At 63.6% G+C, this 22510-nt stretch carries 19 protein-coding genes; 6 read left to right on the plus strand and 13 right to left on the minus strand.

The annotated features are described in order from the left end of the window. Positions 1 to 32: 32 nt before the first annotated feature. The 3 genes from J2X62_RS07165 to J2X62_RS07175 form a co-directional block, all read right to left on the minus strand. Positions 33 to 779: a sulfite exporter TauE/SafE family protein gene (locus J2X62_RS07165; RefSeq protein WP_310179095.1), complete on the minus strand. Its 747-nt coding sequence runs from the start codon at positions 777 to 779 to the stop codon at positions 33 to 35. Between the two features lie 33 nt (positions 780 to 812). Next, a complete protein-coding gene (locus J2X62_RS07170; protein ID WP_027495345.1) occupies positions 813 to 2474 on the minus strand; it encodes an NTF2-like N-terminal transpeptidase domain-containing protein in 1662 nt (553 codons plus the stop codon). A 107-nt stretch (positions 2475 to 2581) separates the two neighbouring features. Next, on the minus strand, positions 2582 to 4411 hold the full coding sequence (locus tag J2X62_RS07175) for a penicillin-binding transpeptidase domain-containing protein (RefSeq protein WP_310179098.1): 1830 nt from the start codon (positions 4409 to 4411) through the stop codon (positions 2582 to 2584). 91 nt (positions 4412 to 4502) lie between these two features. On the opposite strand from J2X62_RS07175, the gene J2X62_RS07180 reads away from it, so the two are divergent. From J2X62_RS07180 to J2X62_RS07190, 3 genes are all read left to right on the plus strand, one after another. Next, complete coding sequence (locus tag J2X62_RS07180) at positions 4503 to 5048, plus strand: hypothetical protein (protein ID WP_310179100.1); 546 nt, start codon at positions 4503 to 4505, stop codon at positions 5046 to 5048. 133 nt (positions 5049 to 5181) lie between these two features. Next, entirely contained in the window at positions 5182 to 6807 is a 1626-nt protein-coding gene (locus J2X62_RS07185) for an ATP-binding cassette domain-containing protein (protein ID WP_310179102.1), read from the plus strand. Between the two features lie 64 nt (positions 6808 to 6871). Further along, complete coding sequence (locus tag J2X62_RS07190; protein ID WP_204847324.1) at positions 6872 to 7657, plus strand: alpha/beta fold hydrolase; 786 nt, start codon at positions 6872 to 6874, stop codon at positions 7655 to 7657. Between the two features lie 288 nt (positions 7658 to 7945). Here J2X62_RS07190 and J2X62_RS07195 read toward each other — a convergent pair whose 3' ends face one another. After that, entirely contained in the window at positions 7946 to 9661 is a 1716-nt protein-coding gene (locus J2X62_RS07195; RefSeq protein ID WP_371128956.1) for an AMP-binding protein, read from the minus strand. A 77-nt stretch (positions 9662 to 9738) separates the two neighbouring features. Here J2X62_RS07195 and J2X62_RS07200 point away from each other — a divergent pair, with 77 nt between their 5' ends. After that, positions 9739 to 10212: a DUF3995 domain-containing protein gene (locus tag J2X62_RS07200; protein ID WP_310179109.1), complete on the plus strand. Its 474-nt coding sequence runs from the start codon at positions 9739 to 9741 to the stop codon at positions 10210 to 10212. Here the strand turns inward: J2X62_RS07200 and J2X62_RS07205 are convergent. From J2X62_RS07205 to J2X62_RS07225, 5 genes are read right to left on the minus strand one after another with little or no spacing between them, the layout of a single operon-like run. Further along, positions 10209 to 11315, minus strand: coding sequence for an ABC transporter ATP-binding protein (locus J2X62_RS07205; RefSeq protein WP_027495338.1), 1107 nt, complete (start codon positions 11313 to 11315; stop codon positions 10209 to 10211). The two genes, J2X62_RS07200 and J2X62_RS07205, sit on opposite strands and share 4 nt — an antisense overlap. An 11-nt stretch (positions 11316 to 11326) precedes the next feature. Continuing rightward, positions 11327 to 12193 carry a carbohydrate ABC transporter permease gene (locus tag J2X62_RS07210; RefSeq protein ID WP_027495337.1) on the minus strand — a complete coding sequence of 289 codons (867 nt, stop codon included), beginning with the start codon at positions 12191 to 12193 and terminating at the stop codon, positions 11327 to 11329. Further along, on the minus strand, positions 12193 to 13143 hold the full coding sequence (locus tag J2X62_RS07215; RefSeq protein WP_032367121.1) for a carbohydrate ABC transporter permease: 951 nt from the start codon (positions 13141 to 13143) through the stop codon (positions 12193 to 12195). The genes J2X62_RS07210 and J2X62_RS07215 overlap by 1 nt, the downstream gene beginning before the upstream one ends. Continuing rightward, the gene (locus J2X62_RS07220; protein ID WP_027495335.1) at positions 13140 to 14474 is read right to left on the minus strand and encodes a sugar ABC transporter substrate-binding protein; all 1335 of its coding nucleotides are present in this window, start codon (positions 14472 to 14474) and stop codon (positions 13140 to 13142) included. The genes J2X62_RS07215 and J2X62_RS07220 overlap by 4 nt, the downstream gene beginning before the upstream one ends. A 14-nt stretch (positions 14475 to 14488) precedes the next feature. After that, complete coding sequence (locus J2X62_RS07225) at positions 14489 to 15514, minus strand: sugar-binding transcriptional regulator (RefSeq protein WP_032367122.1); 1026 nt, start codon at positions 15512 to 15514, stop codon at positions 14489 to 14491. A gap of 116 nt (positions 15515 to 15630) precedes the next feature. On the opposite strand from J2X62_RS07225, the gene J2X62_RS07230 reads away from it, so the two are divergent. Together J2X62_RS07230 and J2X62_RS07235 are read left to right on the plus strand one after the other, a co-directional pair. Next, positions 15631 to 16665, plus strand: coding sequence for an NAD(P)-dependent alcohol dehydrogenase (locus tag J2X62_RS07230; protein WP_032383310.1), 1035 nt, complete (start codon positions 15631 to 15633; stop codon positions 16663 to 16665). Then, the gene (locus J2X62_RS07235) at positions 16662 to 18137 is read left to right on the plus strand and encodes a mannitol dehydrogenase family protein (RefSeq protein ID WP_222056984.1); all 1476 of its coding nucleotides are present in this window, start codon (positions 16662 to 16664) and stop codon (positions 18135 to 18137) included. Before J2X62_RS07230 ends, J2X62_RS07235 begins: the two co-directional genes overlap by 4 nt. Here the strand turns inward: J2X62_RS07235 and J2X62_RS07240 are convergent. From J2X62_RS07240 to J2X62_RS07255, 4 genes are all read right to left on the minus strand, one after another. Further along, positions 18121 to 18786, minus strand: a complete 666-nt coding sequence (locus tag J2X62_RS07240) for a TrkA family potassium uptake protein (protein ID WP_027495332.1) — start codon at positions 18784 to 18786, stop codon at positions 18121 to 18123. The genes J2X62_RS07235 and J2X62_RS07240 overlap by 17 nt on opposite strands. Next, positions 18779 to 20092, minus strand: coding sequence for a potassium transporter TrkG (locus J2X62_RS07245; RefSeq protein ID WP_310179380.1), 1314 nt, complete (start codon positions 20090 to 20092; stop codon positions 18779 to 18781). Before J2X62_RS07245 ends, J2X62_RS07240 begins: the two co-directional genes overlap by 8 nt. Before the next feature lie 170 nt (positions 20093 to 20262). Then, positions 20263 to 21462 carry an L-talarate/galactarate dehydratase gene (locus J2X62_RS07250; RefSeq protein WP_094622545.1) on the minus strand — a complete coding sequence of 400 codons (1200 nt, stop codon included), beginning with the start codon at positions 21460 to 21462 and terminating at the stop codon, positions 20263 to 20265. Between the two features lie 73 nt (positions 21463 to 21535). Further along, positions 21536 to 22489, minus strand: coding sequence for a 2-hydroxyacid dehydrogenase (locus tag J2X62_RS07255; protein ID WP_310179127.1), 954 nt, complete (start codon positions 22487 to 22489; stop codon positions 21536 to 21538). Positions 22490 to 22510: the final 21 nt, after the last annotated feature.

A 22510-nucleotide genomic window follows, 5' to 3' on the forward strand; every position in this document is an offset into this window, starting at 1 on the left:
TGAAATGGTGGACACTCAGATCACCTACGACGTCAGCCGAATGCCTGGTACCCCAACCAGCAGGCGAGGCCGAGTCCCAGAATGCCGACGCCGACGCGGAGCACGATCGGTGAGATCACCTTGACGGTCGGTGGCCCGCAGGCACCGCCGACGAAGCAGCCGATTGCGAGAGCCAGAGCGGCCCACCAGTTCACGTGGCCGGAGAACGAGAAGATGATCGCCGCAATGAGATTGGCGATGCCGAGGAAGAAGCTCTTCAGAATGCTTGCGCGCCAAAACGTATCGGACGTACAGATCAGCGCCAGAGCCAGGAAGATGACCCCGGCTCCGGCTCCGAAGTAGCCCCCGTAGATGGCGACGGCGAACAGCGCCAGCGGGTACAGCGTCGGAAATTGCCTGCCGCCGGACAACGTTCGGATTTTCGGCTGCAGCAGCAGTGCAATCGCAGCCATCGCGACCAGGAACGGCACGATGACCTCGAACGATCCCTCCGGAGTGACGAGTAACAGGATGGCTCCGGTGGTCCCGCCGAGCGCCGAGTAGACGGCGTAGCGAATCAGCTGTTTGCCGTCCTTGGCGAGTTCGGCCGACGAGCTCGTAGTCGCACCCACTCCGGCAGCGACCAGCGCGACGGTGTTGGTGACGTTCGCCGAGACCGCGGGAAGCCCTACCGCCAACAGCGCCGGATAGGACACGAGGGATGCGAGCCCGGTGACGAACCCGATGAGGCCGGCGAAGAACCCGGCCACCACCAGTAGTCCGAAATCGAGCACAGTCACCGAACAAAACTACCGTGCCTAACGATCGAGCCCCTATTCGACGGGGTTCGCCATCTCCTGCAGCAAGCGGCTCGTCATCCGCACTGCCTGATCTCCACCGTCGGCGTCCTCGATGTAGACGGCGAAGGCAACATCGCCACTGGTGGCGAGCACGAAGCGATCATCGCCGCTCTCCCCGGCAAATCCCTGGACGCCGTCGAACGTATCGAGACCACTGCTGTTCGACGATGCGGCCACGATCTCACGCAAGCGGGCTGCAGCGTCGGGGCCCATGGGCTCGGCTGCGCGGTCTGCCACTGCAGTCTGCCCGGCAACGATGGCCGGCGTGGGCGCGCTTCCGCGGGAGATCGCTGCTGCCATCTGGGCAAGCCCGAACGGTGTCACCGTCGCCTCGGCTCCGGATGCGGTGGAGACGTTCCGAATACCGTCGATCGCGCTCCGGCTGTCGGCGGGGGTGCCGGTGTAGGCGTCGAGACCGGGCATCGCATAGTGAATTCCCAGACCCAGGCGTGCCGCCGCGTCTTCGGCACTGTCGTCGCCTCGGTCGGCCTGCACGGCTTTGATCAATTCCGACGCGGTGCCGGCCGGATAGGAGCCGGCGAACACCACGTCGCCCTGCTCGTTGGCGTAACTGTTCTGTGCCGCACCGAGTATCGCACCGGTCGACGTGGACACCGCCACGATCGACGCGGATGTACCTGCCATCACCACAGCGTTTTCGGCCGCGAGTTGGACGCGCGGATCGAGTGTTGCGTGCAGGTCCGGCCCGCCCGGTCCCTGGAATCCCACGCGTCGTTCACCGGTTCCGTCGACGGTGTAGGTGTCGACGGCCCAGCCTGCCGTGGCGTCGCGGCCGGATTGCCATGCGGCGCGCAGGGAGTCGAGCACCGGGGAGGTGATTCGACGGTCGTCGACGATGAGCTTCGGCTGCGGGGCGACCACCACTCCCGGCACCGCTCGCAGATCGTCCTCGAGCACGGCGAAGTCGTCGTCGCGCAGTGTCACTGCGGTGATCGGAGCTCCGTGGGCCGAATCGAGTTCCTTCAGTAGCGATTCGGAGGTGATCAGCGGCGCGACGACGTCGATGACATCGGCGAGTTGCTGAGTCGACGCCGCCGGATCACTCATCTGGGCGGGGTCGAGAGAGATGGCGTTGATGGTCCGCTCACTCATCAGCACGTTGTTCGCGGAATCGAAGATCAACGGCGGAGCGGCGTCGGTGCGGGTGTAGCGAACCGACCCGCCCGAGGTCAGATCCGGAACGAGCGTGGCCGGATCCCACGCGATACGCCAGCCGACACTGAGCTTCTTGGTTGCGCCCTGAGCGCTGTACTTCCAGTCCTTGCCCTCGCCGAAATTCCAGGCGGACGCGAGCGTGAAGAATCCGCTCTCGTCGGAGAGATCCATGTACTGCGTCAGGTCGAAGTCGCCCGTCGATCTGCCGTCGGCCGACAAACCGTCGAACATCTGATTCAGAGCTGCCGTCGCGGCGTTCGGGTACGTCGTCAGTGCGGCCGCCGCCGCGACATCGCGGTTGTCCAGCGCGTCGACAAATTTGGAGACCAATACCTCGGCCTCGCTCGGTGGGCGGTCGACCATCCAGAACACGGCCGAGACCGACAGCGTCGCCGATGCTGCAACTGCGACGAGGTAGCGACCGCGGACCTTGCGCGGGCCACGACGGACACGACTCATAGAACTCATGAGTCACAATATTCACTGTAGTCACACGAGTAACAAGCACGGGATTCATACGAGCCGGTCACGATTGAGATACGGAGTGGTCCGTTTACCTCGGGCTGTTACCTCAGAAAGCGTCCTGCAGCCTCGATGGCGGGTGCCGAACTTCCCGCGTTGTTCACGAAGACCGCGAACGCGAGATCATCGGAGATTCCGACGAACCAGCCGTGCGCTCCTTCGTTGTTCGGCCCGAATTCGGCGGTTCCGGTCTTGCCGAGCAGCCCAGGAATGTCGTTCAGTGCCGTAGCCGTACCACCGGTGATGGTCTCGCGCATCATGGCCTTGATCTGCTCGGTGACCTGTGGGTTCACCGCTGCCGGCTGCATGTTTCCCACGCCGGGCTTACCCGAGACGACCGTCGGCGGGAGCAATCCGTTGTTCGCGATCGACGACGCGACCAGCGCCATACCGAACGGCGACGCAGTCACCTGCCCTTGGCCGATGGCGGATTCGACGCGCTGCGCCGGGGTGTCGGCCGACGGCACCGAACCGGTGACGGTCGTCAGGCCCGGGGTCACGTAGTCGACGCCGAGGCCGTACTGCGCGGCCGCGTCGGTCAGACCGTTCGGCGGCAGGGCGACGCCGAGTCGGCCCATCGTCGTGTTGCACGATTTCGCGAAGGCAGTGTGCAACGGAACGTCGCCGAGCGCGAAGTTGTCGTCGTTGGGAATCTGACGTCCCTCGATGTTTTCCGTCGCCGGGCACGGCAACACCGTGTCGGGGGTGACGGCACCGGATTGCAGAGCAGCCGAGGTGGTGACCGTCTTGAAGGTCGACCCGGGCGGGTAGAGACCGGTCAGAGCAATCGGGCCTTCCGCATCCGCCGCGGCGTTCTGTGCGACGGCGAGAACCTCTCCGGTGGACGGCCGAAGCGCGACGATCGCAGCCTGCTGCGGCACCGACGCCAGGGCGTTCTCGGCCTTGATCTGCAACGCCGAGTCGACGGTGGTCGCGATGTCGTCACCGGTGGAGGCATCGCGACCGGCAAGCTGGGTGACGGTGTTGTCGGCAGCGACCGACTGGATCGCCCAGCCTCGATTGGCCGTCTGCTCCTGTTCCCACAGCGTCGTCAGGTCGCTGAGAACCGGCGAGATAAGATTGCGATCGGTGGCCAGCAGCCGAGTCTGTGGTGCCAGGGTGACTCCCGGAACGGCTGCGAGCTGCGCGCCGATGGGATCGATATCCGCCTGACGGAGCGAGACTACGGTCGCCGAATTACCCTGTGCAGCAGCAACAGACGACGCAACAGACTGGGCCGTGATCCCGGGAACGACGGATCCGACGAGAGCGGCGACGGCCACCGGATCGGCCGTCGCATCGACGTTGACGAGGGTGACGACCTGCTGCGACATGAGCTCGCTGCCGTTGGCATCGAACACCCTGGGCGCGACCAGCGCGTCGGTCGGGGTGAATCGGACCGAGGAATCGGCCGTCAGTCCGGGGACCAAGATGGCCGGGTCCCAGGTGATCTTCCACCCTTGCGGAGTCTCCGCCGCGGTCGCAGATGTCGTGTAGTTCCACTCCTTCGGCTGGCCGTCCGGTTCCGCCGTGCCGTCGGTGGTGGTCGAGAAGCGCCAACCGGCGTTCAGCGTGAACGTGCCCGCATCCTCGTTCGCGTCGACAGCCTGGAAATCGGGAGTGGCCGTCACCGTTCCGCCGCCGGACAGCCCGTCGTACAGCTGGGTGAGCGCGGCGCTCGCGCCCGCGGGATCGGTCGTCAGCGCAGCTGCCTGATCGATGTTCGAGCTGCTGACGGCGGCCGCGAACTGCTCGGCGACCGTCTGCGGCTGATCGGGCCCACTGTTTCCGCAGGCAGCGACCACCAGCGCCAGTACGGACACGATTGCGGCCAGAGTCGTCGGTCTTCTCGTTGTGCGCACGGAGTCGATCATGCCCCAGGCCTCCGACGAACCGGCGGTGGCGCGAACGCGAGATGGGGTGTAATCATGTAATCAGTATTACTGAACCTACAGAGGAGTCACCATGAAACCCAGTGGACGCTCGTTCGGTCGCCCCGGCGGCTGGCAGCACGCAGACGTTCCCGACGCCACCGATGCCGGCGACTGGTTCGGCGGCAGATTGCCCGACAGCTGGTTCGAGGGCACCTCGTCGGTCGAGGTGGATCGCGAAGAGATCGTGGTGGTCGGGACGTTGCCCACCGAGGAGGGCAGTTCACCTGCCGCCACCGAAGGCCGCATCGCCCGATTCCGAGAAGGCACCCGGGCCGAGCGCATGCAGATTGCCGACGAGGCAGAGAAGCGCTACGGACGCAAGGTTGCCTGGGGCGTTCGGACCGATTCCGAGGTAGTCCTGTTCACCCACCTGGCCGTCCCGGTCATGACCCGCCTGCGTCAGCCCGAACGACGCGTCCTCGACACCCTCGTCGATGCCGGAGTCGCGCGGTCTCGTGCAGACGCTCTGTCGTGGGCCGTGAAGTTGGTCGGCGAGCACACGCAGGACTGGTTGGACGAACTGCGCGGAGCCATGTCGACAGTGGACGAACTACGCAAGAAGGGGCCCTCGGTCTAAATCGCTTGCGGATTGCCCACGTTCGGCATTAGCGTGGAGATCGCCTTGTTGCCCACAGATTCGGAGAGGCCATTGCTCTTCCAAAGGTTCTAGACGCCTGCAGTTCGACCGCACGCACACCTTTGGAGCATCCATGCCTCATTCATCTTCCCTCTCTGTCTCCGATCTGACGTTCTCCTGGCCCGACGGCGACCCCGTGTTCGACGCGTTGTCGGCCATCTTCCCCAGCGGCACAACAGGTCTCGTCGGATCGAACGGTGCCGGAAAGTCGACCCTTCTGAGATTGCTCGCCGCAGAACTGACGCCGCAGCGCGGTTCGATCTCGATGCCCGGCGTCCTGGGTTATCTCCGTCAGGACATCGCACTCGACCCCGAGCTCCCGGTGGATCGCGTGCTGGCCATCGATTCGGTCCGAAAGGCATTGCATCGCATCGAATCCGGCACATCCTCCGAGGACGATTTCGCCATCGTCGGATCGGCCTGGGACGTCGAGGAGCGCGCGCTGGCGTTGCTGAACAAGCTCGGGCTGGGCGGCATCGTCGGCACCCTCGAAGACCTGGATCGACCGGTCGGCACGCTGTCCGGTGGCGAAGCGATGCTGCTGGCTCTCACCGCGCAGTTGCTCGCCGAACCAGACGTACTGCTGTTGGACGAGCCGACCAACAACTTGGATCGTGTTGCACGAGAACGACTGTATGCGGCCGTGGACGGATACTCGGGGGTGCTCGTCGTCTGCAGCCACGACGTCGAATTGCTCGAGCGTGTCGATACCATCGCCGAGGTCCGCGCCGAACGTAGCGGCACCTCCCGAGTACGCCTGTTCGGTGGAAACTACACGCAGTACCAATCCGTGATCGACTCCGAACAGGAAGCCGCTCGGGCGAGCATCCGAGACGCCAAGAACGACGTGCGCAAGCAGGAACGCGAATTGGTCGACACACAAATCAAACTGGATCGCAGGTTGCGCTACGGCAAGAAGATGGCGGAGCAGAAGCGCGTACCGCCGGTCCTTGCGGGCCGACGCAAGCGGGCCGCGCAGGAATCGGCCGGCAAACTACGCGGTACCCACAGCGACCGCGTCGACGATGCCCGAACGTCACTGTCCGCCGCCGAGGATCTCCTGCGCGACGACCGCGAGATACGCGTCGACCTGCCCGCAACGAAAGTTCATCCGGGACAGGTAGTTCTGACTCATGACGACGTTCACATCGTCGGTCCCGAACGCATCGCGCTAGTCGGGCCGAACGGAAGTGGCAAGACCACCCTGCTGCGCAGTCTCGACACCGCCGAGGCCGAAGTGCCATGGAAATACCTTCCGCAACGCCTCGACATCTTCGACGAATCACGCACCGTTGCCGAGAACATCGCCGACGTGGCACCGCACGCCACCGCCGAACAGATCCGTGGACAACTGGCACGATTCCTCTTCCGCGGATCCGACGCCGACGCCGTCGTCTCCACCCTCTCCGGAGGCGAGCGACTGCGAGCCGCACTGGCACGAATCCTGCTGGCCGAGCCTGCACCGAAACTACTGATGCTCGACGAGCCCACCAACAACCTCGACATCGCCAGCCGCCAACACCTCATCGACGCACTGAACACATTCGAGGGTGCGCTGATCATCGCCAGCCACGATCGCCCGTTCCTCGACGCGATCGCCCCTACCCGCAGCATCGACCTGACGCCGATCGCCCAGCCCACCGAGTCGGCCGCGGAAACACCCACCCGGGAAACACCCACCCGGGAGGAGTCAATGTGACGTTCGGTGGCCTTTTCGGGGGTCAATGTCACGTTGAGTGGACTCGACGGGCAACAATCGCGGAGTGGAATACGCCTCGAATGCAGATGATGGGACGCAGATCGCATACACGGTGGTGGGGTCCGGGCCGCCGTTGTTGATGGTGCACGGCAGTTTCCTGACGCACACGATTTGGCGGACGTTCGGATATGTGAAGGCGTTGCGCGGGACTCGGCAGCTCATACTGGTCGACAGTCGCGGTCATGGCCGCAGCGAGAAGCCCCATACTCCCGACGCCTATGCCATGGCCAATATCGTCGGAGATCTGACGGCGGTTCTCGACGCGGTCGGCGCTCCGACCGTCGACTATCTCGGCTATTCGTTCGGTGCGCGGGCCGGTCTCGCGTTGACGGCGGCGAGGCCCGAACGCGTGCGTTCACTCGCGGTGGGCGGCGGTAGTCACGGCGCTCAGGCGGGAGCGTTCGACAGGCTCTTCTTCCCGGGCTGCGCGGACGTGTTGGAGCGCAGCGGCATGGACGGGTTCCTCGAGGCGTGGAACGAGCACCGCATGTTCCCGATCGACCCAGGAACACGAGCGGTGTTCTCCGCCAACGATGCTCGGGCCATGGCTGCGTACATCCGAGCGTCCGACGCCGATCCCGGCCTACCCGACGACGTCCTGCAGCACTTCACCCAACCGTCGCTGTTCTACGTCGGCAGCGAGGATCGAACCCGGCTCGACGACACCCGTGCCGCTGCCGCCCTGGTGCCCGACTCCGAACTGCACATCGTTCGCGGCTTCGACCATGCGACGACGATGGCCGCATCGGCCGAGGTGCTCGATTTCCTCGAGCGGTTCTGGAGCAACTGATCTGAGCGCCCACAATTCGCGTCGAGAATCGGGATCCCGCCTCCAACAACCAATAATGGGCGCTCACGTCACCTAGAACAACCGACCCTGCCAGCCCCACCCACAACTGATCTGAGCGCCCACAATTCGCCTCGAGAATCGGGATCCCGCCTCCAGCAGCCAATAATGGGCGCTCACCTCACCTACGACAACCGACCCTGCCAGCCCCACCCACAACTGATCTGAGCGTCCACAATTCCCGTCCAGAATCGGGATCCCGCCTCCAACAACCAATAGTGGACGCTCACGTCACCTCTTCAGCGCAGGGAACTGGTCGTCACGCCACTCGCTGTCCAGTGGTCCGACGGCCGCGTCCTCGCGGGCGCGCAACTCCACGCGGCGGATCTTGCCCGAAATAGTTTTGGGTAGCTCGAAGAACTCGATACGCCGAACTCGCAGGAACGGGGCCAGGTGCTCGCGGGCGTACTTCAGGATCTCGAATGCCGTGTCTTCGTTGGGTTCCCAGCCAGCTGCGAGCGCAACGTACGCCTTGGGGACGGCCAACCGCGTCTCGTCGGGAGCCGGAACGACGGCCGCCTCGGCCACCGCGGGGTGTTCGATCAGCACGCTTTCGAGCTCGAACGGGGAGATCTTGTAATCCGAGGCCTTGAAGACGTCGTCGGTGCGGCCGACGTAGGTGATGTACCCCTCGGAATCCCGCGATGCGACGTCACCGGTGTGGTAGTAACCGTCGGCCATGACGGCAGCGTTGCGTTCGGGGTCGCCGAGATAGCCGGTCATCAGGTTGAACGGCTGCTGCGCCAGGTCGAGGCAGATCTCTCCCTCGTCGGCCAATTCGCCGGTGGTGGGGTCGACGATCACCACGGGGACGCCGGGCAGTGGCCGGCCCATCGATCCGGACTTCAGCACCGCACCCGGCGTATTGGCAACTAGCGCAGTGGTTTCGGTCTGGCCGAAGCCGTCCCGAATGTTCAGGCCCCAGTCCTGCTGTACCCGCGAGATCACCTCTGGGTTGAGCGGCTCACCGGCACCGATTGCCTCACGCAGTGAACCACCCCCGCCGGCGAGGTCTGCCTGAATCAGCATGCGCCACACGGTCGGTGGCGCGCAGAACGTCGTCACCTCGGCCCGGCGGATCTGCTCGAGCAATGCCTTCGCGTCGAACTTGCCGTAGTTGTAGATGAAGATGGTCGCCTCGGCGATCCACGGTGCGAAGAAGCAGCTCCACGCATGCTTGGCCCAGCCCGGCGAGCTGATGTTCAGGTGCACGTCGCCCGGGCGTAATCCGAGGAAGTACATCGTGCTCAGATGCCCCGCGGGATAGGAGATCTGAGTGTGCTCGACGAGTTTCGGCTTGCTGGTGGTACCGGAGGTGAAGTACATCAGCAGGCGGTCGGTGGGTGCGGTGACGGACTCGAACGGCCTGGCCTCGACGGAGCGGGCATCCGAATAGTCGACCCAACCGTCGTGGGCGGTAGTGGCGATTCGCAGATAGTCTCCGGGCACGTCGTCGAATTTGCCGGTGTCCGAGGGGTTCACGATCACGGCGCGAGCATTGCCGCGCACCACTCGGTCGGTCAGGTCGGCGGGCCCGATGGCCGTGGTCGTCGGCATCAAGACCGCTCCGAGCTTCATCACCGCGAGCATCGACTCCCAGAGTTCCACCTGGTTGCCCAGCATCAGGATCACCGAGTCGCCGCGGCCGATTCCCTGCAATTCGAGCCAACGAGCCACCTGATCGGAGCGACGCGCCATGTCGTCGAAACTGTATTTGGCCTCGCTGCCGTCCTCTTCGACGATCCACAGCGCGGTGCCGTCGTTGCCACGGGCAATCGCGTCGAACCAGTCGATGGCCCAGTTGAACGTCTCGCCGAACGACGGCCATTCGAAAGTCGCTACCGCACGGTCGTAGTCGCCGTAGGTGTCGAGCAGAAGATCGCGTGCGTTTCTGAATGCCGTATATGCCGAGTCGACCATGTTTCCTCCTGCGCCTGTGATGCCCATCACCGCCACGGTAGGGGAGATGAACAATTCCTCGCTACCCCTGAACGGGGGTGGCAACTCGGCTAGCCTCGATCACCGTGGCCATCCGATTCTTTGCGATCGCGTGCGTACTGGGGATCGTTCACGCCGCGTTCTCCGCCTATTGGGCTGCAGGCGGTCGATGGCTGCTCGACACCGTCGGTGCCTTCGCCACGGAGTGGGTCGACTCCGAACCGGCAACGGCACGAACGGCACTGCTGGTGCTTGCCCTCGTCAAACTCGCCGCAGCAATTCTTCCGGCCCTCGCCTATCTGAACCGGCCGCGCCTGGCAGCACAGAACCGGACGAGGGTGCCGTCGTTGATCTTCGGCATATCCTGGCCCGGCTCTGTACTGCTAATTGTCTGGGGCGGTGCGTCGTTCATCGGAGCGGTGATCGGATTGGTCGTCTCGGACGAGAACCGATCAGTCATGTACGGTCACCTGTTCTTCGACGGCATCTTCCTGCTCTGGGGCGCAGCGCTTCTGACGGCACTGATCCTGTCCAGAAAAGTCCCGTACCAACCGCGTTAGATGCGCTCCCCCGTCTCAGGGTGGAAGAGGTGGATCGCACCGTCGAGTCGCGTCAGCCCGATGCTCTCGCCGATCTTGGCCGGAGCTCGAACGGCCGAGCGGGCGACGAGTGAGACCGGCCCGCCGTCGAGCCCCTTGACCTTCGGGTCGTCGAGGTGTGCGTAGAGGTAGGACTCGCTGCCGAGTTCCTCGATCAGATCCACCTTGCCCTCGAAGCCTTCGCCGCCGCCCTGCACGATGCCGAGCTGCTCCGGGCGTAGCCCGACGGTGACGTTGTCGAGGCCGAGGCTCGCGAGCTTGGTCAGCTCGTCGCGTTCGAGCGGAAGCAGGAACGAGCCGATCTGAACGCCACCCGAGCCGATGGGAACCGTCATCAGGTTCATTGCAGGCGAGCCGATGAAACCGGCGACGAATGCGTTGACGGGGTTGTCGTACAGATCTGTGGGAGAGGCGAACTGCTGCAGTTTGCCACCGCGCAACACGGCAACGCGATCACCCATCGTCATGGCCTCGACCTGGTCGTGCGTGACGTAGACCGTCGTGGTGCCGAGTCGACGCTGCAACGCCGCGATCTGCGTTCGAGTCTGGACTCGCAGTTTCGCGTCGAGGTTGGACAGGGGCTCGTCCATGCAGAACACCTGCGGCTCACGAACGATGGCACGCCCCATGGCAACTCGCTGACGCTGACCACCCGAGAGCTTGCCGGGCTTGCGATCCAGGTACTCGGTGAGGTCGAGGATCTTTGCGGCCTCGGCCACCTTCTTCGTGCGCTCCTCGAGGGACACACCACGCATCTTCAGGGCGAAACCCATGTTCTCCCCGACGGTCTTGTTGGGGTACAGGGCGTAATTCTGGAACACCATCGCGATGTCCCGATCCTTCGACGGCACACCCACCATGTTCTTGCCACCGATCTCGATGGCACCACCGTCGATCTCCTCGAGACCGGCGAGCATCCGCAGAGCAGTGGACTTGCCGGAGCCGGAAGGCCCGACCAGCACGACGAATTCGCCGTCCTGGATGTCGAGGTCGAGTGAATCGACGGCGAGCTTGTCGGCACCTTCGTAGACGCAGGATGCCTTCTTGTACGTGATTGCAGCCATAAGACTTTCTCCTACTTGATTGCGCCGAAGGACAGGCCGCGCACGAGCTTGTTCTGCGCGAACCATCCGGCAAGGACGACGGGAAGTGCTGCGAACGTCGCAGCTGCGGAAAGCTGGGCCCAGTACAGGCCCTGACCGGTGATGAATCCGACGAGGTACACCGGAATCGTCTGGGCCTGAACGGCAGTGAGGTTGACTGCGAAGAAGAATTCGTTCCACGAGAAGATGACGCAGATCAACGACGTGGCCGCGATGCCGGGCGAGACCAGCGGCAGGATCACCTCACGTACCGAGGTCCACAGTGACGCGCCGTCCATACTCGCGGCTTCGAGCAGCTCGCTCGGCACTTCGAGGAAGAACGATCGCATCATCCACACGGCGATCGGAAGATTCATCGCGGTGTACAGCACGACCAAAGTCCAGATGTTGTCGAGCATTCCGATGTCACCGACGATGACGTACAGCGGGACGATCGCGGCGACGACGGGCAGCATCTTGGTGGAGATGAAGAAGAACAGCACGTCCTTCGTCTTCTTGACCGGTCGCAGCGACAGCGCGAAGGCAGCCGGAACACCCAGCAGCAGAACGAAGATCGTCGAGACGACGGTCGCGAACGCCGAGTTCAGCAACGTCGTGCCGATGCCGCTCTCCAGGACCCCTCGATACTGATCGAGGGTCGGTGTGAAGAACAGCTTGGGCGGGTCGGAGTAGGCGTCGGCCTCCTGCTTGAAACCGGTGAGGACCATCCACAGCACCGGGAAGAAGAACGCGATGCCTGCGACCCAGGCGACGAAGGACCAGATGGAACCCGGGCCCCACTTGCTCTTGCGCTTGATCGGCGCGGAAGTAGTTGTCTTGTCCACAGTTGCGGTACTCATCACGCAGCCTCCTCGGTTCCGCTGAAGCTCTTGAAGATCAGTCTCAGCGCCAGGGTGCTGACGATGATGGTGGCCACGACGGTGACGACGCCCATGGCCGCGGCCTGGCCGATGTCGAAGCCGAGGAACGCTCGCTGGTAGATGTAGAACGGCAGGTTCGCGCTCGCCACACCCGGTCCGCCGGAGGTCATCATGTAGACCGCGTCGAAGGTGTTGACGAGATAGATGGCCCCGAGCACCGCACCGAGCTCGATGAATCGACGCAGATGCGGCAACGTCAACTCACGGAACAGCTTGACCGGACCCGCACCATCGACCCGTGCGGCCTCGGCGATGTCCTTCGGCATCGACTGCAGGCCGGCAAGGATCAGCAGCATCATGAACGGGGTCCACTGCCAGATCAGGTTCGCCATGACGGCGGGCAATGGGTAGCGCGAGACCCAGTCGATCTGATCGACACCGAACGGACTCAGCGCGAAGTTGATCAGGCCGAAGACGGGATCGAACATCGTGGTCTTCCAGATCAACGCGCCGGCAACCGGGGTGATGAGGAACGGGGTGATCAATAGGGTGCGAATCAGGCTGCGGCCGATGAACTTCCGGTCCAACAGCAGAGCCAGGAACAACCCGAGAACCACCGAGATGATGACGGTTCCGACGATCATGATCACCGTGTTGAGGGCGACCTCACGGAACTGACTGTCCTGGAAGACTGCCACATAGTTGTTGAGCCAGTTGAACTTCTGCGAACCCGGTCGAACCAGGTTCCACGACTGCGTCGAGTAGTACAGCGTGAACAGGAACGGAACCTGGGTGACGAGAATGGCGAACACCATGGCCGGCAGCAGCGGGCCGCGGCGACGCCACCCTTCGGCCTTGGAGATCGTCCTCGGTCTCGGTACGAACTCCTCGGAATCGGCCTGCGCCGATCGTGTTGCGGTGGTGGTCATCCCTGGTCCTCCTGGTACGTCTTACCGACCACTTCGGCGTATTGCTGCGCTTGTTCGAGCGCGTCGTGGACGCTGATTCGTCCTGCTACTGCGGCGCTGATCTGTTGACTGACACGGGTTCCGAGGTCCTGGAACTCGGGGATCGTCAGGAACTGCACTCCGGTGTACGGAACCGGATCCACAGTGGGATTGTTCGGATCCGCGCCGTTGATCGAATCGAGGGTGACCTGACCGTACGCAGCGGACGCCTCCTCGTATTCGGGAATCTGGTAGGTCGACAGACGACTGCCGGGAGGCACTCGCTCCCAACCCAATTCGTTGCCGACCTTGTTCAGGTATTCCTTGCTGGTCATCCACGAGACGAACTTCCAGGCGTCGTCCGGATTCTCGGACGTCTTCGGGATTCCGAGGGCCCAGGAGTACAGCCACCCGTTGTCGCCCTTGGCGGCCGACGGTGCCTTGGCGTATCCGATCTTGCCGACGACGTTCGACGACGTCGGGTCTTCGAGGACCGACACTGCAGATGTGGCGTCGTACCACATTGCCGTATTTCCCTGCGACAGTTGCGTTCCGCATTCGCTGAAACCGCTCGTCGCTGCGCCTGCCTGACCGTGCTCACGTACCAGGTCGACGTAGAACTGAACGGCCTGTTCCACCTCTGGGCTGTTGAGCTGTGCGTTCCAGTTCTCGTCGAACCACCGACCACCGAATGCGTTGATGACGGTATCCAACGGGGCGAGTACTTCACCCCAACCGGGCTTGCCGCGCAAGCAGATTCCCGATACGTCCGGGCTGTCGAGCTTCGCGGCCGCGTCGGCGACCTCCTGCCAGGTGGGCTCCTCCGGCATGGTGATGCCGGCAGCCTCCATCAGGTCCTTCCGGTACATCAGGAAGGAGGATTCGCCGTAGAACGGCACCGAGTACATGCTCCCCTCGTACGACAGCGACTCTTTCAGGGTGGGAATGAAGTCGTCCTCGTCGTAGCCCGGTGTTGCGTCGGCATACTCGGACAGGTTGGTCAGCCAGCCGTTCTCGGCCCACTGCGGGGTCTCGAAGTTGCTGATCATCACCACGTCGAACTCGCCGCCGCCGGTGGCGACCGAGGCGGTGATCTTGGCCCGCGCCTCGTTCTCCGACAGCGACACGAACTTCAGATTGATGCCGGGGTTCTCCGCCTCGAACTCCGGAGCGAGCGAAATGGCGTCGGACATCTGTGAATTGGAGACGATCGCGACGGTGATCGTCTTGCCGTCACCGTCACCACCGAACGAGCCGGCTCCGGCGCAGCCGGACAGCACCAAGGTTGTCGCAAGCGATGCCGCGACAGCCACTTTCGGTAAAACCCTCACTGAAATACCTTTCCATTGGAGGTCGCCGTTGCAGGAGCTTGCGCAACGAGCCAGCGTGCACTTTCGATGTCGGTCACCAGGATCGAGGCCAGTCCGCCGCGCAGAGCACCGAGGAGCGCCTCGTGTTTACGTTGCCCACCGGTGACGAGCACAGCCCGATCACACGCCCTGATGGCGTCGAGCCCCACCGACACGGTTCGGCCGGGGAGTGATCCTCCGGTATCGATGCCGTCGGCGTCGTAGAACCGTCCGCCGATCTCGCCGACTGCACCGAGGCGGCGCAATTCTTCGAGCACGTCGAGGTCGATGAAGCTGCCCTCGAACAAGGTGGTGGACGTGGAAACGGGACCGATGCCGTACATCATCACATCGGCATCGGTCCCGGCTTTGAGGGCGCGAGAGATCACGGAATCCTGCTCCAACGCAACGACTGTCGCCTGATCGGCGTACAGCGGCGCGTTGAGCCTGATGGGTGTCGCTTGCAGGTACGCAGCGCACCGTCCGAGTGTGTACTCGACACCGGTCTGATAGTCGGCCGAGGTGATCGAGCCGTCGAGTTGTACCACCGCAGCACATTTGGTGGATCGGGTCTTCAGCGAGCTCGCCACCGCCACCGTTTCGGGGCCCCAGGTGAACCCCAGGACGTCGCGATCCTTGAGTCGACGCGAGAGCAACGTCGCTGCCGCTCGGCCGAGGGATCCGTAGCCGGTGTCCGTGCCGTCGATGACGTCCGAGACGACCAACACCTCGGTGAGTCCGAACTTCGCTTCGAGCTCACGCTCGACGTCCGCATGCACGGTGCCCTGCAGATCGTCGGGGACGTTGATCTCGATCGTCACGAGCCCCTGGGAACGAGCCCGCGCGACCAACCGTCCTGCAGTCGGGCGCGAGACGCCCAGCTTCACGGCGATCTCGGCCTGCGTCGCACCTTCGAGGTGATACATGGTGGCGGCGCGTAGAGCCAGCCGGAGATCTTCTCCCGACCGCGCGGACTTCGCCCCGCCGGGCTCCGATCCGTCCATGACGCCTCCCTGACCAGTGAGCAAATGCTCAGCTCGTGTTCATCTGCTCACTAAGCTAACATTAAGGTGTGATCTACACAACACCCCCTCGCATCCAGCGGCCCGTGCCACAGTCCATGCAGGCCAGCGTGCTCACCGGCGTGCACGAGATACGAATGGAAGACCGGCCGGTGCCGACCCCCGCCCACGACGAGGTGCTGGTCCAGGTCACTGCCGTCGGCGTGTGCGGGTCCGATGCGCATTACTACCGGGAGGGACGCATCGGCGAGTACGTGGTCGACGGCCCGCTGGTCCTCGGTCACGAGGCGGCCGGTGTGATCGTCGCGGTCGGCTCCGATGTGTCCGACGCCCGCGTCGGGCAGCGGGTGTCCATCGAACCGCAGCGTCCCGATCCCACCAGCGCCCAGTCGCGCGCCGGCCGTTACAACCTGTGCCCGGCCATGGAATTCTTCGCCACGCCGCCGATCGACGGCGCGCTGGCAGAGTACGTACTGATCCAGTCGGTGTTCGCCCACGACGTCCCCGACTCGATCTCCGACGAGGCCGCAGCACTGTTCGAGCCGCTGTCGGTCGGTATCGCCTCGGCGCAAAAGGCCGGAATCACCGCCGGATCCAGCGTGCTCATCGCGGGCGCAGGCCCGGTCGGCATCGTCACCGCCCAGGTGGCCCGTGCTTTCGGTGCCACCGAGGTGATCGTCAGTGATATCGACGCACCGAGACGTGACAATGCCGCGAAACTCGGTGCGACGCGGGTGCTCGATCCAGCAGTGGAGGACGTACGTGCGCTGGAAGTGGACGCGTTCATCGACGCGTCGGGTGCCGCTCGGGCCGTCGTCGACGGTATTCATGCTGTGCGGCCGGCGGGTACCGTCGTACTGGTGGGCATGGGCGGCTCGGATTACCCGCTCCCCATCTCACTGATTCAGAACCGAGAACTGGTTCTCACCGGCGTCTTTCGGTACGCCAACACGTGGCCGATCGCGCGCGAGCTCGTCCTGGCCGGTCGCGTCGACCTCGATGCTATGGTCACCGCGCGTTTCGGCCTCGATCGCGTCGAGGATGCCTTGAATGCAGACAAGCAACCCGGCAGCATCAAAGCCGTTGTGATTCCGGGTCTTTCCCAGAGCCCATCGAAGGAGACGAACGTATGAAGTTGAACTCGCGCAATCTCGACGACTTCATCGAGGACGTGGCCGTTCCCACCTACGACCGTTCCGACGTCACCGTGGGCATCGTGCATTTCGGTGTCGGCGGCTTCCATCGAGCACATCAGGCGATGTACATCGACCGGTTGTTGCAACAGGGGCAAGGGTCCGAGTGGGGCATCTGTGGAGTGGGCGTACTTCCCGGAGACCGCCGGATGAAGGACGTGATGGAGGCGCAGAACTGCCTGTACACGTTGGCGCTCAAGCATTCCGACGGCACGTGGGACACCCGCGTCATCGGATCCATCGTCGAATATCTCTTCGCGCCCGACGACGCAGAGGCCGTCGTCGAGAAGATGGCCGCGGAGACCACGAGGATCGTCTCCCTCACGATCACCGAGGGCGGCTACAACTTCTCCGCGACGACGGGTGAGTTCGACGTCGAAAACCCCGCCATCGTCGCCGATCTCGTGGACGGGGCCGTTCCGGCAACGACATTCGGGCTCGTCGTGGAGGCATTGTCACGGCGCAAGGAACGCGGACTGAAGCCGTTCACGATCATGTCGTGCGACAACATCGAAGGCAACGGCCACATCGCACAATCGACATTCACCACCTTTGCCCGCCTGAAGGATCCAGCTCTCGCAGAGTGGATCGCCGCAGAAGGGGCGTTCCCCAACTCCATGGTCGACCGCATCACTCCGGTCACGACACCGGAAGTGATCGAGGAACTCTCGGCTCGCTACGCCATTGACGATCAGTGGCCCGTAGCCGGTGAGCCGTTCACACAGTGGGTGCTCGAGGACAACTTCACGCTGGGACGACCCCCTCTCGAGGACGTCGGAGTTCAGGTTGTCGACGACGTCACGCCGTACGAGCTGATGAAGCTACGGCTGCTCAACGCCAGCCATCAGGCGCTCGCGTATTTCGGCTACCTCAGCGGATTTCGACTGGTGCACGAAGTCTGTCAGGACCCGCAGTTCGCCGCGTTCCTGCTCGCCTACATGGACGAGGAAGCAACGCCCACGTTGCAACCCGTTCCCGGCATCGACCTCGCCGAATACAAGCACACGCTCATCGAACGGTTCTCCAACCCGGAAATCCGCGACACCGTCGCACGCCTGTGCGCCGAGTCCTCGGATCGAATTCCCAAGTGGCTCTTGCCCGTCATCCGCAAGAATCTCGAGGGCGGCGGTGAGATCACTCGCTCCACCGCAGTCGTTGCCAGTTGGGCACGCTACGCCGAGGCAGTCGACGAGGCCGGTGAGCCCATCGACATCGTCGATCAACTGAGGGATTCACTCGTTCCGATCGCGCGGAGTCAGCGAGAGAATCCGACGGCCTTCATCGCCAATCGCGCAGTGTTCGGCGATCTGATCGACAACGACCGTTTCGTCGCCGAGTACACGAAACAGCTGACATCACTTCAGAAGAACGGTGCGCGCGCGACCCTGGAGGCGCTCATGTCGACTCGCTGAATTTTTCGGTGTCTCGAACCTGGCCGGAGACGATGACGGTATCGCCTGCGCCGATCACCGTGTCTGCCGTGGCGTAGGTGAACCCTTCACCCGGACGCTTGACTGCAACGACGGTTACTCCGTGCTTGGTGCGAATTCCACTCTCGCCCAGAGTTTTTCCTAGCAGCGAGGCCGGGGGCGACGTCTTCGCCATGGCAAAGCCGTCGTCGAACTCGATGTAGTCCATCATCCGACCACGTACCAGGTGAGCTACTCGCTTACCCATGTCGTGCTCGGGCCTGACAACGTGGTGGACGCCGATCTGGCTGAGAATCTTGGCGTGCGCGTTGCTCAGAGCCTTGGCCCAGATGGTCGACATCGACAGATTCACCAGAGCCGATGCGGTGAGCAGGCTCGCTTCGAGATTGGAACCGATGCCCACGACGGCGCGGTCGTACTCGTGTACCGAAAGTTGTCGCAACGACTCCTCGTCGGTGGTATCGGCCACCACAGCATGCGTCAAACGGTCTGCCACGCGTTGCACTACGGCCTCGTCGCTGTCGACGCCGAGCACCTCGACTCCCTGGCTCATCAGTTCCAGCGCCAGCGACTTACCGAAGCGGCCGAGACCGAGAACGACGACGACGTCGGAGGACGGTTTCCTAGCCAATGAACGGCCTTTCCGTGGGAAGCATGTAGCGCCGACCGCGGTCGCGGGCGGCGAGAGCACTGACCAGAGTGATGGAACCGATGCGGCCCAGATACATCAGGACGATCAGAATCATCTGGCCCCAGCCGGGCAACTGTGCGGTGATTCCGGTGGACAGGCCCACCGTCGCGAATGCCGAGACGACCTCGAAGAGAAGCACATCGAGGTCGAAGTTCGTGCCCGCCAGCAGCGCCACGACCGGAACCAACACCAACGCAACACCGATCAACGCGACGGTCAATGCCTGACGTTGCACCCGAGGATCTATTCGACGGTCGAACACCGTCACCTCGCGGTCACCGCGGATTTCGGCCACGATGACGAACAGCAGCAAGGCAAATGTGGTGACCTTGATGCCGCCTGCCGTACCGCCGCTGCCACCACCGATGAACATCAGGACATCGGTGATCAAGAGGGTCGCGTTGTCCACATCCGCGTAATCGACACTGTTGAAGCCTGCGGTGCGGGGCATGACGCCCTGGAACGTCGCGACGAGCATCTTATCCCAGAACCCGAATCCGCCCAGGGTTCTCGACCACTCGAAAAGCAACACCACCGTCGGACCGAGAACCAACAGAACGGCGGTGACGGACAACGTCATCCGGGTGTGCAAGGTCCAGCGCTTGCGAGAACGAACGCCGCGAGCACGTGATCGGATACGACGGGCGATCTCGAACAGAACCGGAAACCCGATGCCGCCCAGCACGACCGCGATCAACAACGGCACACAGATCCACGGGTCGGTGGCAAACCCGATCATGTTGTCGCTGAAGAGCGCGAATCCGGCGTTGTTGAACGCCGAGACGGAATGGAAGATCCCCAGCCAGAGCGCACGCCCGAGGGGCTCGTCGTATCCGAAGAAGAAGCGCGCCGCCAGACAGAGCGCGACAACACCCTCGATGATCAGACTGGTACGGAACACACCCACGACGACGCTACGAACGTCGCCCAGCCCGGATGTGCGTACCTCGGCTGCCGCATTCAACCTGCCCCAAAGACCGATCCGATCCGCCAGGAGCAGACCGACCAAGGACGCGATCGTCATGATCCCGAACCCGCCGATCTGAATCAGGCCGAGAATGACGCCCTGGCCAAGACCCGACCAGTACACCGGGGTGTCCACCACGATCAGACCCGTCAGGCTCACCGCCGAGGTGGACGTGAACAGCGCCTGCAGAATCCCGGTGTCGTTTCCAGGCACGGTGGCCGCCGGAACCATCAGGATGCCCGCACCGAGGAGTATGGCCACCGCGAAACCCGTTGCCATCACTCTGACCGGCGTCGGCCTGAAGAGCGCGAACCGTCGTGATGCCTGGTGAGCGTCTGTCACCCGGCAGACAGTACCGGTGGGACGAGCCGCTTCGCGGCACGTGCGCGGAAGTTCGTAGCAGGGGTCGAGTTTCCGCGCACGTCAGCGCTCCACGTCAGCGCTCCACGTCAGCGCACCACTGCCTTCGCCACCGTCCAGGCCCGGCCCTGCTCGCTCAATGTGAATCCCAGCCCCGGGCGAGCGGACAGGTGCATCCGGCCGTCGCGCGTCTCGAGGTGCTCGTCGAACAGTGGGTCCAACCAGTCGAAATGCTCCACCCAGGTCTGCAGTGGGTACACCGCTGCGAGATGCAGATGAATCTCCATCGCAAAGTGCGGGGCGAGCTGAACATTGTGGTGTTCGGCCAACCCAGCCAATTTCAGGAATTGGGTGATGCCGCCAATGCGGGGTGCGTCGGGCTGCAGGATGTCGACCGCGCCGGCCTCGAGGAGACGGACATGCTCGCCGACGCTGGCCAGCATCTCCCCCGTCGCAATGGAGGTGTCGAAATTCCTGGCCAGCATCGCATGCCCCTCGGCGTCGTAGGCATCGAGCGGTTCTTCGATCCAGACGAGGTCGAACTGCTCGAGGATGCGGCACATGCGGTTCGCCGTCGGACGATCCCACTGTTGATTCGCGTCGACCATCAGCGGGACGTCGTCACCGAGGAACTCGCGTACCGCGGTGACGCGGGCGATGTCGGTGCGCCAATCAGGTTGGCCCACCTTCAGTTTGATACCGCCGATTCCGTTCGCGAGCGACCCGGCCGCGTTGTCCATGACCTCCTCGATCGGAGTATGCAGAAATCCACCGGAGGTGTTGTACGTCTGCACCGAATCGCGGGACGCGCCGATCAGCTTCGCCAGCGGTAACCCGGCACGCTTGGCTTTGAGATCCCACAGGGCAATATCGATCGCAGCGATGGCCTGTGTCGCAACGCCACTGCGGCCGACCGAAGCGCCGGCCCACACCAACTTGGTCCAGACCTTGCCGATATCGTTCGGGTCCTCACCGATGAGAACCGGCGCGATCTCCTGGGCGTGCGCGAACTGGGCAGGCCCACCCGCCCGCTTCGAATAGCTGAAACCGATTCCCTCATGGCCCTGTTCGGTACGGATTTCGACGAACAGAAACACCACCTCGGTCATCGCCTTCTGTCGACCGGTGAGAACCTTGGCGTCGCTGATCGGATTGCGCAGCGGCAGCACGATCGAGGACAGCGTCACCTCGGAGATGCTGTCGACGGACGCGTCACCGGATGCGAGGGCCCGAATCGCCGCATCGGGCGCGGTGAGACCGCTCGAGGGCTTGTCGATGTACGTTGTCATCTCACATCTCCTGTGATTGCGAAGGGTATTGCCTCACAGCCTAATTCGGGTTCCAATACGCGTCCAACACAATTCAGCGGGCCATCGATACGGCAAGTGCATTGATGTTCGACGCGATGTCGGCGACCCGGCCGACGAACGTGTGATGCGTGACGCCCGACGAGTGCGGCGTCATCAGCACGTTCTCCAGCTCGCGGAACGGCAGGGAACTGGGCTCACCACGCCCGTCCGGCCCCGGGTAGCTGTACCAGACATCGATGGCAGCCGCGGCAATCTCGTTGCGAGACAGGGCGTCGAACAGTGGTAGTTCCTGAATCAGTGGGCCTCGACCGACGTTGACGACGATCCCTCCGCTTCCCAGCCTGCGCAGTTCCTCGGCACCGATCATGCCGCGGGTGTGCTTGTTCAGCGGTGCGGAAACCACGAGTACATCGGCGAAGTCTGCCAACTCGGCGAGACCTGTTGTATCCGAGACCCATTCGAGACCCTCGTCCGAAGCCCGACCGCTCCCGGTGACGGCAGCACCGGTTGCCCCATATGCCCGTAAAAGCTGCCAGGTCTGCCGGCCGATGTGTCCGAACCCGACGAACCCGATCCGCGCACCGCTGAGCGACAACGGCTGCGGGATGGTCGGGTCGTACACGGACGTGGCAAACAATCCCGAGCGGAGGGCGCGGTCCTGCTGCAGGAACTTTCGTCGCAACATCACCGTTGCCGCGACGACGTATTCGGCAATCGACTGCTCGTGGTGAAAGGTGTTGCACACCTGCACATCGGGCCGCATTTCGGATCGATCCACGTTGTCGGTACCGGCACCGGCAACGTGAACCATCCGCAGCCTCGGGGCAGCCGCGCCCATGGCCGCACTGAACTTGCCGCCGACATAGACGTCGGCGTCGTGCAGATGCGCGATCACGTCCTGCTCGTCGAAGGGAACGCTCCACACCACCTCGGCGTTCGCCGGCAAACCCGCCTCGAACTGCTCGCGATGCGGCACGACGTTGCGGTCACCGACGACGATCTTCATCGACCCAACAGAACTCGACGC

The sequence above is a fragment of the Rhodococcus sp. 3258 genome (genome assembly GCF_031456475.1).
GTDB lineage: Bacteria > Actinomycetota > Actinomycetes > Mycobacteriales > Mycobacteriaceae > Rhodococcoides > Rhodococcoides fascians.